Below are 11,907 nucleotides of genomic sequence, written 5' to 3' on the forward strand. Positions count from 1 at the left end.
CATGAGCATCACGGACACGACTCTCGCCGAAGCTGAAATCCTGCTTGCGCAGCCGCGCGGATTCTGCGCCGGCGTCGATCGGGCGATCGAGATCGTCGAACGCGCCATCAAGCTGTACGGTTCGCCGATCTACGTGCGTCACGAAATCGTTCATAACGCGTATGTCGTCGAAGACCTGCGCAAGAAAGGCGCGATCTTCATCGAGCAACTGGAAGAAGTGCCGTCGGGCAGCACGGTGATCTTCAGTGCGCACGGCGTGTCGAAAGCCGTGCGGGCCGAAGCCGACGAGCGCGGCCTGCGCGTGTACGACGCGACCTGTCCGCTCGTCACCAAGGTGCACATCGAAGTCGCGAAGATGCGCGCCGAAGGCTTTGACATCATCATGATCGGCCACAAGGGTCACCCCGAAGTCGAAGGGACGATGGGGCAGACGGCCGAAGGCATGTATCTCGTCGAAGATATCGCGGACGTGCAGGCGCTCCAGCTTGCCGACCCTGATCGCATCGCGTACGTGACGCAAACCACGCTGTCGGTGGACGACGCCGCGCAGATCATTGCCGCGCTGAAGGCGAAGTATCCGAACGTCAAGGAACCGAAGAAGCAGGACATCTGCTACGCGACGCAAAACCGCCAGGACGCCGTCAAGTTCATGGCGCCGCAGTGCGATGTGGTGATCGTCGTCGGCAGCCCGAACAGCTCGAACTCCAACCGGCTGCGCGAACTGGCCGAAAAGCTCGGCGTCCCTTCCTATATGGTTGACTCGCCGGATCAGATCGATCCCGCGTGGGTCGCTGACAAGCGCCGCATCGGCGTGACGGCGGGCGCGTCGGCGCCGGAAGCACTGGCTCAGGCCGTAATCGGCCGTCTGCGCGAGCTGGGCGTGCGCAACGTGCGCGCGCTGGAAGGCATCGAGGAAAACATTGCGTTTCCGCTGCCGCGCGGGCTCGGTTTGCCCGCCTGAAGACCTGTCCCCAACCAAAAAAGCGCGCCGCGGGCGCGCTTTTTTATTGCCTTCGCACCTCGCAAATCGCCACAAAAATGGTGCCATATCACCGAAAAACAAACCAGGGACGGTGTCGAGGCGAACATTCTTTTTGTTTTCCGGGGCGTAATTTGGGTGCGTGAGGCCGATCGCGCCCCGTTTTTCACCAGACAATTGCGTTGATGTGCGAACAATTGCACAAATACGGTGCATTTGACGACTAACATAATATTGAGACAGATAGATATGCCGAAGTCCGCAGCATCGGGCTCGCAGCGAAATCTCTGCAACATCTGATGCTGCAAGGCGTCAGCAGTGGTGCAACTGATGCACGAAAAACTGGCGCAACCAGGTTGCGATGATCGGCCGGTAAGGGCCTCGCAGCACGGTTGCAATGCAGGAAAACCCTGCGCCTCCAACAATATTGCCCGTCGCAAAATTGGAGTTACAATGCGCGCGTTCTCAGGGCTTGAGCGCCTCGGAACGCCAGATTTAGCAAGGCGCAGGAGACCTATTTAATGCGAGTCAAGTTTGCTTGTGCCGTGTCCATCGCGGCCGCGGTTGCGATGTTGACCGCGTGCAGCAAAAAGAACGAAGGCGAGGCGGACAAGAGTGCGTCGGCAGCGGTGGCAGCGTCGGCGGCGAGCGCAAGCGAAGTGACTATCGTGAAGATCGGTCATGCGGCCCCATTGACGGGCGGCATTGCACATCTGGGCAAGGACAATGAAAACGGGGCGCGTCTCGCTATTGAAGAGATCAATACGCAGGGGTTGACCATCGACGGCCGCAAGATCCAGTTGCAACTCGACGCGCAGGACGATGCGGGCGATCCGAAAACGGGCACGCAGGTCGCGCAGAAGCTGGTGGACGATCATGTAGTTGCCGTAGTCGGGCACCTGAATTCGGGTGTGTCGATTCCGGCCTCGAAGATATATAGCGACGCGGGCATTGTGCAGATATCGCCATCCTCGACGAATCCGGCCTATACGCAGCAGGGCTTCAAGACGACCTACCGGGTCGTCGCGACCGATGCGCAGCAAGGTCCGGCGCTGGCGAACTACGCGACGAAGTCACTCGGCGCGAAACGGATCGCCGTGGTCGACGACGCGACTGCGTATGGCAAGGGTCTTGCTGACGAATTCGCCAAGACGGCGGAGGCGGGCGGCGCGAAGATCGTCGCGCGCGAGGCGACCAATGACCGGGCCACGGATTTCCGGGCCATCCTCACAAAGATTAAAAGTGCCCAGCCGGACGCCATCATGTTCGGCGGCATGGATGCAACGGGCGGGCCGTTCACGAAACAGGCGGCGGCGCTCGGAATCAGGGCAAAAATCCTTGGCGGCGACGGCGTGTGTACCGACAAGGTAGGGGAGCTGGCGGGCAGTGCCGTTCAGAACCTCGTGTGTTCGGAAGCAGGTCTCGCGCTTTCGAAGATGGAAAGGGGAGCGGACTTCGAAAAGAAGTACGACGCACGCTTCCACACGCCGGTGCAGATTTACGCGCCGTTCACGTATGACGCTGTATACGTGATCGTCGACGCAATGAAGCGCGCCAATTCGATCGAGCCGCCCAAGGTGCTCGCTGCGATGCCCTCGACTGACTACACAGGTGTAATCGGTCACATCGCATTCGACGACAAGGGCGACCTGAAAGAAGGCGCAATTACGCTTTACGACTTCAAGGACGGCAAGAAAGCGGTCCTCGACGTCGTGAAGATGTAATGACGGGACGTACAGCCTGACGGCACCGGACCATCCGACGGTGCCGTTTTTGCATCCGCGTCGAGCGCGCGGGCCGCTGCAACCCGGTGGCTACAGACGCTCGACGAAGATAACCCTTACCGGTCTTTTACATCAGTACCCGCAGTGCCGTTGCGATTTGCGTGAAGCATCAGTGCCAACCGGCAGATGAAGCGCGCGAATCCAGTCGCACGGGCTAAGGAGCATTAAATGGATATTTTCATCCAGCAGGTTCTCAACGGACTGGTGCTTGGCAGCGTCTACGCCATCATCGCACTGGGCTACACGATGGTGTACGGCATTCTCGGCATCATCAACTTCGCGCACGGCGACATCCTGATGGTGGGGGCGATGGTTGCCCTGTCCTGTATCGGGGTATTGCAGAATCATTTCCCCGGTCTCGGCAATATACCGACGCTGTGTATCGCGCTGGTCATAGCGGCCATTGTCTGCGCGGCGGTGGGCTACACGATCGAACGCGTGGCGTACCGGCCATTGCGCAAGGCACCGCGTCTCGCCCCGCTGATCACCGCGATCGGCGTGTCGATCCTGCTGCAGACGCTCGCGATGATGATCTGGTCGCGCAACCCGCTGCCGTTCCCGCAGCTCTTGCCGACCGATCCGCTGAACGTGATCAAGGCCACCGATACGACGCCGGGCGCCGTGATCTCGATGACTGAAATCGTGATCATCGTCGTCGCGTTCCTCGTGATGGCGGGCCTGCTGCTCCTCGTGCACAGGACGAAGCTCGGCCGCGCAATGCGCGCGATCGCCGAAAACCCGAGTGTCGCCTCGCTGATGGGCGTGAACCCGAACTTCGTGATCTCGGCGACCTTCATGATCGGCTCGGCGCTGGCGGCGCTGGCGGGCGTGATGATCGCGTCGGAATACGGCAACGCGCACTTCTACATGGGCTTCATTCCCGGCCTGAAGGCGTTCACGGCGGCCGTGCTCGGCGGTATCGGCAATCTCGGCGGCGCGATGGTCGGCGGCGTGATTCTCGGTCTGATCGAACAGCTGGGTGCCGGCTATATCGGCAACCTCACGGGTGGCGTATTCGGCAGTAACTACCAGGACGTGTTTGCATTCATCGTGCTGATCATCGTGCTGGTGTTCCGTCCGTCGGGCCTGCTTGGCGAACGTGTCGCGGACCGCGCGTAAGGGAAAGGAGCAAATACAATGACCTCAATTCAACCGATCGAGCCGTCCACGACGCTCATCCCTGAACGGAACCTGACGAAGACGCTGACGGTGGGCATCATCACCGCTGTGTTCGTGATCGCCGCGCCCTTCGTCATCGGCACCGCCGGCGGCAACTACTGGGTCCGCGTGCTCGACTTCGCGATGCTGTATGTGATGCTCGCGCTGGGTCTCAACGTGGTGGTCGGCTTTGCCGGCCTGCTGGACCTGGGTTACATCGCGTTCTACGCGGTGGGCGCGTACACGGCAGCGTTGCTGTCCTCGCCGCACCTGACGAGCCAGTTCGAATGGATCGCACATCTCGCGCCGGGCGGCCTGCACATGCCGTTCTGGATCATCGTGCCGTGCGCAATGGCAGTCGCTGCGTTCTTCGGTGTGATTCTCGGTGCGCCGACGCTGCGTCTGCGTGGCGACTACCTTGCCATTGTGACGTTGGGCTTCGGGGAAATCGTCCGGATCTTCCTGAACAACCTCGACCGTCCGGCGAACATCACGAACGGCCCGAAGGGCATCACGGGCATCGACCCCGTTCATCTCGGCGATTTCAGCCTCTCGCAGTCGCACTCGCTGTTCGGCCTGACGATTCCGTCGGTGTACTCGTACTACTACGTGTTCGTGCTGTGTGCGCTGTTCGTGATCTGGGTGTGTACGCGTCTGCAGCACTCGCGTATCGGCCGTGCATGGGCCGCGATCCGCGAAGACGAAATCGCCGCGAAGGCGATGGGCATCAACACCCGTGACGTGAAGCTGCTCGCGTTCGCGATGGGCGCGTCGTTTGGCGGCCTGTCGGGCTCGATGTTCGGCATGTTCCAGGGCTTCGTGTCGCCGGAATCGTTCACGCTGCCGGAATCGATCGTCGTGCTGGCGGCCGTGGTGCTGGGCGGCATGGGCCACATTCCGGGCGTGATTCTCGGCGCGGTGCTGCTCGCCGTGCTGCCGGAATTCCTGCGCTCGACGATGGGTCCGCTGCAACACCTGATCTTCGGTCACGAAGTCGTCGATACGGAAGTGATCCGTCAGCTCGTCTACGCACTCGCGATGGTGCTGATCATGCTGTACCGCTCGGAAGGCCTGTGGCCGTCGCCGAAGCACGAGGACAAGATCGCGAAGATTGCCAAGCGCAGCAACAAGAAGCCGGTGCGTGCTTAAGGACAGGGAGCAGAGAACATGAGTGACAAGCAAATCCGTCTGTCCGTGAAGGGCGTGAACAAGCGCTTTGGTGGCTTGCAGGCGCTGTCGGACGTGGGCCTTCAGATCGAGGAAGGCACGATTTACGGTCTGATCGGCCCGAACGGCGCTGGCAAGACCACGTTCTTCAACGTGATTACTGGTCTCTACACGCCGGACTCGGGCGAGTTCAAGCTCGACGGCACGCCGTACACGCCGACGGCGGTGTATCAGGTGGCGAAGGCGGGCATCGCGCGTACGTTCCAGAACATCCGTCTGTTCGGCGGCATGACTGCGCTGGAAAACGTGATGGTCGGCCGTCACGTGCGTACGAAGCACGGTCTGCTGGGCGCCGTGTTCCAGACGCCGGCTGAGCGCAAGGAAGAGCGCGAGATCAAGGAGCGCGCGCTGGAACTGCTCGAATACGTTGGCGTGCTGCAGTACGCGGACTACACGTCGCGCAACCTGTCGTACGGTCACCAGCGCCGTCTGGAAATTGCACGTGCGCTTGCGACCGATCCGAAGTTGCTCGCACTCGACGAACCGGCTGCCGGCATGAACGCAACGGAGAAGGTCGAACTGACGAAACTGCTCGACAAGATCCGCGCGGACGGCAAGACGATCCTGCTGATCGAGCACGACGTGAAACTGGTGATGGGCCTGTGCAACCGGATGACAGTGCTCGACTATGGCAAGGTGATCGCTGAAGGTCTGCCGCATGACGTGCAGAAGGACCCGAAGGTGATCGAGGCTTATCTGGGTGCGGGGGTCCACTGATGGCTACGGCAATGTTGAAAATCAAGGGCCTGCAGGTCAACTACGGCGGCATTCAGGCCGTCAAGGGTGTTGACCTGGAGATCGCGCAGGGCGAACTCGTTACGCTGATCGGTGCCAATGGCGCGGGCAAGACGACGACCATGAAGGCTATTACGGGCCTGAAGCCTTATTCGGCCGGTGATATCGAGTACATGGGCCAGTCGATCAAGGGCGTGCCGGCGCACGAGCTTCTGAAGCGTGGTCTCGCGATGGTGCCGGAAGGGCGCGGGATCTTCGCGCGTATGTCGATTATCGAGAATATGCAGATGGGTGCTTATCTGCGTACCGATAACGAAGGGATCAAGAAGGACGTCGAGCGGATGTTCGGCTTCTTTCCTCGCTTGAAGGAGCGTGCGACGCAGCTGGCCGGTACGCTTTCGGGCGGTGAACAGCAGATGCTGGCGATGGCGCGCGCTGTGATCTCGAAGCCGAAGCTGCTGCTGCTCGACGAGCCGTCGATGGGGCTGTCGCCGATCATGGTCGAGAAGATCTTCGAAGTCGTGCGTGAGATTTCGAAGGAAGGCATCACCGTGATGCTCGTTGAGCAGAATGCTCGACTTGCCTTGCAGGCTGCGGATCGCGGGTATGTGATGGATTCGGGTACTGTCACCATGTCTGGCGACGCCAAGCAGATGCTTCATGATCCGAAGGTGCGGGCCGCGTATCTCGGCGAGTAATTCTCGCGGTTGGGTTTTTTTGTTTTAACGGGAAGGGCTGCACGTTCAGGCGTGTGGCCTTTTTTGTTTTGTCTCTTGGGTTTTGGTTTTGACTTCGTCTTTTGCACTGGCATCCGCGGTTTGCCTTCGTGCTTCATGCGTTGCCGTTTGGTGTTTTTGGCCTTTGCGCTGGCATCCGCGTTTTGTTAGCGCGCTTCAAGCGTCGCCCCTGTGCGGGGCGGCACCTACTTTTCTTTGCCGCCGCAAAGAAAAGTAGGCAAAAGAAAGCGGCTAACACCGCCAGTTCTAGTTCCTGCCTGAGGGCCCCCAAAGGGTCTTACGCTTCACACGGCAGCCTATCTGTTCGCGTGCGTTGCTAACGCTTCGAATGAGCGCCTCACCCACTTCAAACACCCGCACAAGGGCTAGCGGCTGCGAATGGTATGTGCCGCCCAGGTGGCAAACTGTATGTAGGTTGTCGCGTCGTATAGCTTGGCGCTCTTACAGGGTGGGACACGCGTGCTATCGGTCCGGAGTGGTGCGTGTGGAGCACCGAGGGCCGACACACAGTTTGCCACCTGGGCGGCTGTAGAATATCCGGCATGGCGTGCGGCGACGCGGGCGCGCGAAGCAGGTGAGGCGCACCGCAAGAGTGCTGGCAACGAGCATGAGTCACGTGAATGCCGCGTGAAGCGTAGGACCGGTTGGGGGCCCTCAGGCAGGAAGAAGAACTGGCGGTGTTAGCCGCTTTCTTTTGCCTACTTTTCTTTGCGGCGGCAAAGAAAAGTAGGTGCCGCCCCGCACAGGGGCGACGCGTGAACGGCAGACACCGTAACGCGGATGCCAGCGCAAAGGCCAAAAACACCAAACGGCGACGCATAAAGCACGAAGACAAAGCGCGGATGCCAACACAAAGGCGAAGCCAAAAAACCAGAACTACGCCACTGCCCCCAACCGTTTCCCAAGACTAATCACCGCATCAGCAACATACCCAAGCGACTCATAAAAAGCCTGCACATCCGCTTTAGCGCTGAGCACCTGCAGATTCACCTTAGGACACCCGCGCGCGGTAAGCGCGGCTTCAGCATGCCGCACAAGCAAGGTCCCAATCCCAAGGCGCCTGGCCGCCGCCTCGACAGCAAGCGAATACAGCCAGCCTCGATGCCCATCATACCCAGCCATCACAGTTCCAACGATAGCCCCATCCTTCACGGCAACAAAGAACAGTTCAGGCTGCGTAGCGAGCTTATTCGCGATCGACAGATACGGATTACGCTGCGGCCTACTCGCATCCTTATACTCAGGAAACGCTTCGAGCCACAGCGCAATCACGGCATCCGTATCGGCCGCATCGAACACGCGGATCGACAGGGAAGCCACGCCAGTCACAGCGTATCCAGAATCGACCGCAGCATTGCCATCATCTGATCGATCTCTTCCGTCGTCACGTTCAAAGCGGGCATGAAACGCAGCAGATTAGGACGCGCCGCGTTGAGCAGCAACCCATCCGGCTGCATCAAACGCGCCTTTTCGACGATCTGGTTGCCGATATCCTTACCAAGCAGCAGCGCACGCAGCAGACCTTCGCCACGCTCGCCTTCGAAGCCGCGCTCGGCAGACAGTTCGAGCAGCTTCGTGCGCAGATATTCGCCACGTGCCTTCACGCCATCGAGGAAGCCAGGCGCCGTCAGTTGCGAGATCACCGAATAGCCCGCCGCCGTCATCAACGGATTACCGTTGTACGTGCCGCCCTGGTCGCCCGCTTCGAACACCTCGACATGCTTCTTGCACAACAGCGCGCCAAGCGGCACGCCACTGCCGATACCCTTCGCCAGCGTCATCACGTCCGGCTCGATACCCGACAGCTCATACGCGAACAGCGTGCCCGCACGGCCACAGCCGCTCTGCACTTCATCAACGATCAACAGCAGGTTGTGCTTCTTCGTCAACTCGCGCAGCTGCTGCATGAACTCGCGCGATGCAGGAAGCACGCCGCCTTCGCCCTGGATCGGCTCGAGCATCACGGCGACGGTCTTGTCGGTGATCAGCTTCTCGACGGACGCGATGTCGTTCAGGTCGGCCTTCGGAAAGCCCGGCACCTGCGGCGCATAGATCGTGTCCCAGCCCGGCTTGCCGCTCGCCGACATCGTCGCGATCGTGCGGCCGTGGAAGCTGTGATCGAACGTGATGATTTCGTACGCGCCGTTCTTGAACTTCTTGCCGTACTTGCGCGCAAGCTTGATCGCGCCTTCGTTTGCCTCGGCGCCGCTGTTCGTGAAGAACACCTTGTCGAAGCAGCTATGCTGCGTGAGCAGGCCCGCGAGCTTCGCCATCGGTTCGTTGTAGAACGCGGGCGACGGATTGATCAGCGTGCGCGCCTGCTGCGTCAGCGCTTCGATCACGCCGTCGTTGCAATGGCCGAGGCTGTTGACGGCCCAGCCCTGAATGAAATCCAGATATCGCTTGCCGGTGTTGTCGTAGAGCCACGAGCCCTTGCCGTGCGTGAAAACGATTTCGGGCCGGTTCGTGATGTACATCAGCGAATCGATCGGATACTCATTGAAGTTCATGGCTACAGGCTCCAGGCAAACAGGGATGAAAAACCGCCTCGGACAACATGGCCCAGCAACGGAAAGAAGAAAGCACGACGGGTAAGGCAGAAATGCAAAAAGCCACGGCATGCCGTGGCTTTCATGATTCGAACTGCGTGCGCGTTGTTCGCGCGAATCCGTGACGAAGCCAGCGGCGCCCCTAAGGGAGCAGCGAGCGGCGACGTCGAAGTTCGGACTGGATGCGGTTCATGCGCGAAAGAATACGACAATGCCGGCGCCCGTGTAAACCTGCAATTTGCATGTCTTCACGCACTGCCGGCCGTTTCTCACAATCGAAGCGTGCTTGCGCAACGATCAGACGGGGTTCGCGAGATCGGCTGCGCTCGTGAACGAATCCGCATAGAACTCGTCTTCCGGCAGGCGATGATGCTGCGTGAAATCGCGCTGCGCCGACTCGACCATCACCGGCGCGCCGCATGCATACACCTGATACGCCGACAAGTCTGGCAGATCTTCGATGACGGCCCGATGAACGAAGCCGATGCGGCCCGTCCATGCGTCCTCCGCATCCGGTTCCGAGAGAACCGGCACGAACTTGAAGTTCGGAATCTCGCGCGCCCATTGCTCGGCGAGCTCCATCATGTACAGGTCCTTCTTGCGGCGCGCGCCCCAGTAGAGCGTCATCGGACGCGTGATGTTCTTGAACACGGCATGCTCAACGATCGCCTTCAGCGGCGCGAAGCCCGTGCCCGACGCGAGCAGCACGATCGGCTTGTCCGACTCTTCGCGCAGGAAGAAGGTGCCGAGCGGCGCCTCGAAGCGCAGGATGTCGCGCTCTTTCATCGTGTTGAAGACGTGATCCGTGAACGCGCCGCCCGGCATGTGGCGGATGTGCAGTTCGACGGGACCGTCCGCGTGCGGGGCGCTCGCCATCGAATAGCTGCGGCGCTTGCCGTCCTTCAGGATGAATTCGAGGTACTGGCCCGCCATGTATTGCAGGCGTTCGTTCGCGGGCAATTGCAGCTTCAGCACGACGACGTCGTCGGCCTTGCGCTCGATCGCGTTCACGCGGCACGGCAGCTTCTTGATCTGCACGTCGCCGATGCCCGTCACTTCGCGGATGTCGATCTCGAGGTCCGTGCATGCGGTCGCGCAACACAACAGGGCGAGGCCGCGCGTCTTCTCGTCGTTCGACAGCGCCGACGACGAATGCGCGCGCTGCTCGACCTCGCCGCCGACGACCGCGCCCTTGCACGAGCCGCATGCACCGTTCTTGCAGCCGTACGGCAGGCCGATGCCCTGGCGAAGGGCGGCTGTCAGCACGGGTTCGTCAGGTTCCACCTGAAACTGCCGGCCGCTTTGCCGGAGCGTTACGTTGAATGCCATAAGTCGTTCAGTCTTCGAATACAGAAAGTCGGTAACCAATGCGTGTCGTGGATCGCGGCTACAATGCGTCCACGATGAAAGCGACACGAAAATTGCGCAGACCGCGCGTGCTGATCGTCGGTTGCGGCGATGTCGGCATGCGCTGCGTGCGGCAACTGCAAGGACGCGCGCGTCTCTATGCGCTCACCAGCCACGCGGAGCGCCGCGACGAACTGCGCGCGGCGGGCCTCACGCCCATCGTCGGCGATCTCGACGTGCGCGCGAGCCTTGCTCGTCTTGCGCGTCTCGCGCCGACTGTCCTGCATCTCGCGCCTCCGCAAAGAACAGGCGACGTCGATACGCGCACGCGCGCGCTGATCGCCACGCTGACTGCGCCGCGTGTCCGGCGTGTCCGTCATCTTGCGACGGGGCGGTTGCGGCGCGCGCAGCACGGCATTCGTGCACGCAAAACATCCAGTATTGTACCCGACGGGGGGTATCCGGCTCCGCGGGCCGGGCATCGGTCGAGCCGGCGTTTGCGTGTCGTCTACGCGAGCACGACGGGGGTCTATGGCGATTGCGGTGGCGCGTGGCTCGACGAAACGCGTCCTGTCGCGCCCGCCAACGAGCGCGCGAAGCGCCGCGTGTCGGCGGAGACGCAATTGCGGCGCGCGGCCTCTCGGCGTGCAATTACGGCGAGCATCGCGCGCATTCCCGGCATCTACGCGGGCAACCGGCTACCGCTCGCGCGGCTGGAAAAGCGCACCCCGGCGCTCGTCGATGGCGACGACGTCTACACGAATCATATTCACGCCGACGATCTCGCCGCGATCCTGCTGCGCATGTCGACGCACGGCCGATCGTCGCGCGTGATCCACGCATCCGATGACACGACGCTGAAAATGGGCGAGTACTTTGACCGGGTGGCGGACGCATTCGGCATCGAGCGCGCGCCGCGCATCGCGCGCGACGAAGCGGAACAGCAACTCGGCGAGATGATGCTGTCGTTCATGCGCGAGTCGCGGCGCCTCGTCAACACGCGTCTGAAGCGTGAGTTGCGCTTCAGGCTGCGCTATCCGAGCGTGGACGACTTTCTGCGTACGGTAGCGAGCCATAGCCGCACGCAGCCTCGCGCAGACAAGCCGTGACGGAAAGCGCAGCGATCAGGTGAGGGCAGGTAGCGCTTCCAGCAGCAGGAAGCAGCAGAACGCGCCGATCAGTGCAGCGAGCAGATTCGGCTCGTACCTGTGCCGACGATGCATGACGGCCAGCACGCCGCCAATCAGCAAAAGTCCGAGCCCGATGAACACCATCATCGCGTATGAAACCGCCAGGTTGCCGTAGATGACCATGGCGCCTCCTTGCCAGCTTTGTAATCTTTGTTGATCCGAGTATAGGACGGGCGTTCGGAGCAAGCATGCTGCGTCGCA

Annotated in this window: 11 protein-coding genes; 7 read left to right on the top strand and 4 right to left on the bottom strand. The window is 61.1% G+C overall.

Translation table 11 applies throughout. The annotated features are described in order from the left end of the window. The first annotated feature begins 1 nt into the window (after nt 1). From ispH to C2L65_RS03095, 6 genes are all read left to right on the top strand, one after another. On the top strand, nt 2–961 hold the full coding sequence (ispH, locus tag C2L65_RS03070) for a 4-hydroxy-3-methylbut-2-enyl diphosphate reductase (protein WP_042310461.1): 960 nt from the start codon (nt 2–4) through the stop codon (nt 959–961). Nucleotides 962–1,500: 539 nt separating this feature from the next. After that, nucleotides 1,501–2,703 carry a branched-chain amino acid ABC transporter substrate-binding protein gene (locus tag C2L65_RS03075; RefSeq protein ID WP_042310463.1) on the top strand — a complete coding sequence of 401 codons (1,203 nt, stop codon included), beginning with the start codon at nt 1,501–1,503 and terminating at the stop codon, nt 2,701–2,703. 228 nt (nt 2,704–2,931) lie between these two features. Further along, nucleotides 2,932–3,882, top strand: a complete 951-nt coding sequence (locus C2L65_RS03080) for a branched-chain amino acid ABC transporter permease (protein ID WP_007586210.1) — start codon at nt 2,932–2,934, stop codon at nt 3,880–3,882. An 18-nt stretch (nt 3,883–3,900) separates the two neighbouring features. Then, on the top strand, nt 3,901–5,070 hold the full coding sequence (locus C2L65_RS03085; RefSeq protein ID WP_042310465.1) for an ABC transporter permease subunit: 1,170 nt from the start codon (nt 3,901–3,903) through the stop codon (nt 5,068–5,070). Between the two features lie 18 nt (nt 5,071–5,088). Continuing rightward, nucleotides 5,089–5,865: an ABC transporter ATP-binding protein gene (locus tag C2L65_RS03090; RefSeq protein ID WP_007586207.1), complete on the top strand. Its 777-nt coding sequence runs from the start codon at nt 5,089–5,091 to the stop codon at nt 5,863–5,865. Then, nucleotides 5,865–6,581 (top strand): ABC transporter ATP-binding protein, encoded by a 717-nt coding sequence (locus C2L65_RS03095; protein ID WP_042310467.1) that lies wholly within the window; start codon nt 5,865–5,867, stop codon nt 6,579–6,581. Before C2L65_RS03090 ends, C2L65_RS03095 begins: the two co-directional genes overlap by 1 nt. Before the next feature lie 915 nt (nt 6,582–7,496). On the opposite strand, the gene C2L65_RS03100 is transcribed toward C2L65_RS03095, so the two are convergent. The 3 genes from C2L65_RS03100 to C2L65_RS03110 all read right to left on the bottom strand — a co-directional run bounded on the left by C2L65_RS03100 (nt 7,497) and on the right by C2L65_RS03110 (nt 10,498). Continuing rightward, nucleotides 7,497–7,949, bottom strand: a complete 453-nt coding sequence (locus C2L65_RS03100) for a GNAT family acetyltransferase (protein ID WP_042310468.1) — start codon at nt 7,947–7,949, stop codon at nt 7,497–7,499. Next, nucleotides 7,946–9,130 carry an acetylornithine transaminase gene (locus C2L65_RS03105; RefSeq protein WP_042310471.1) on the bottom strand — a complete coding sequence of 395 codons (1,185 nt, stop codon included), beginning with the start codon at nt 9,128–9,130 and terminating at the stop codon, nt 7,946–7,948. The genes C2L65_RS03100 and C2L65_RS03105 overlap by 4 nt, the downstream gene beginning before the upstream one ends. A gap of 336 nt (nt 9,131–9,466) precedes the next feature. Then, on the bottom strand, nt 9,467–10,498 hold the full coding sequence (locus C2L65_RS03110; RefSeq protein WP_042310472.1) for a CDP-6-deoxy-delta-3,4-glucoseen reductase: 1,032 nt from the start codon (nt 10,496–10,498) through the stop codon (nt 9,467–9,469). 74 nt (nt 10,499–10,572) lie between these two features. Between C2L65_RS03110 and C2L65_RS03115 the strand changes: the two genes are divergently transcribed. Continuing rightward, on the top strand, nt 10,573–11,625 hold the full coding sequence (locus C2L65_RS03115) for an NAD-dependent epimerase/dehydratase family protein (protein ID WP_042310551.1): 1,053 nt from the start codon (nt 10,573–10,575) through the stop codon (nt 11,623–11,625). A gap of 15 nt (nt 11,626–11,640) precedes the next feature. Here the strand turns inward: C2L65_RS03115 and C2L65_RS03120 are convergent, their stop codons facing one another. Then, a complete protein-coding gene (locus C2L65_RS03120) occupies nt 11,641–11,829 on the bottom strand; it encodes a hypothetical protein (protein ID WP_042310474.1) in 189 nt (62 codons plus the stop codon). Nucleotides 11,830–11,907: the final 78 nt, after the last annotated feature.

Source organism: Paraburkholderia terrae (assembly GCF_002902925.1).
Lineage (GTDB): Bacteria > Pseudomonadota > Gammaproteobacteria > Burkholderiales > Burkholderiaceae > Paraburkholderia > Paraburkholderia terrae.

Bases quoted from the DNA above. Each gene is read 5' to 3' on its own strand.
- ispH (WP_042310461.1), top strand. From the start codon at position 2: ATGAGCATCACGGACACGACTCTCGCCGAAGCTGAAATCCTGCTTGCG.
- C2L65_RS03110 (WP_042310472.1), bottom strand. From the start codon at position 10,498: ATGGCATTCAACGTAACGCTCCGGCAAAGCGGCCGGCAGTTTCAGGTG.
- C2L65_RS03085 (WP_042310465.1), top strand. From the start codon at position 3,901: ATGACCTCAATTCAACCGATCGAGCCGTCCACGACGCTCATCCCTGAA.
- C2L65_RS03105 (WP_042310471.1), bottom strand. From the start codon at position 9,130: ATGAACTTCAATGAGTATCCGATCGATTCGCTGATGTACATCACGAAC.
- C2L65_RS03075 (WP_042310463.1), top strand. From the start codon at position 1,501: ATGCGAGTCAAGTTTGCTTGTGCCGTGTCCATCGCGGCCGCGGTTGCG.
- C2L65_RS03080 (WP_007586210.1), top strand. From the start codon at position 2,932: ATGGATATTTTCATCCAGCAGGTTCTCAACGGACTGGTGCTTGGCAGC.
- C2L65_RS03115 (WP_042310551.1), top strand. From the start codon at position 10,573: ATGAAAGCGACACGAAAATTGCGCAGACCGCGCGTGCTGATCGTCGGT.
- C2L65_RS03120 (WP_042310474.1), bottom strand. From the start codon at position 11,829: ATGGTCATCTACGGCAACCTGGCGGTTTCATACGCGATGATGGTGTTC.
- C2L65_RS03090 (WP_007586207.1), top strand. From the start codon at position 5,089: ATGAGTGACAAGCAAATCCGTCTGTCCGTGAAGGGCGTGAACAAGCGC.
- C2L65_RS03095 (WP_042310467.1), top strand. From the start codon at position 5,865: ATGGCTACGGCAATGTTGAAAATCAAGGGCCTGCAGGTCAACTACGGC.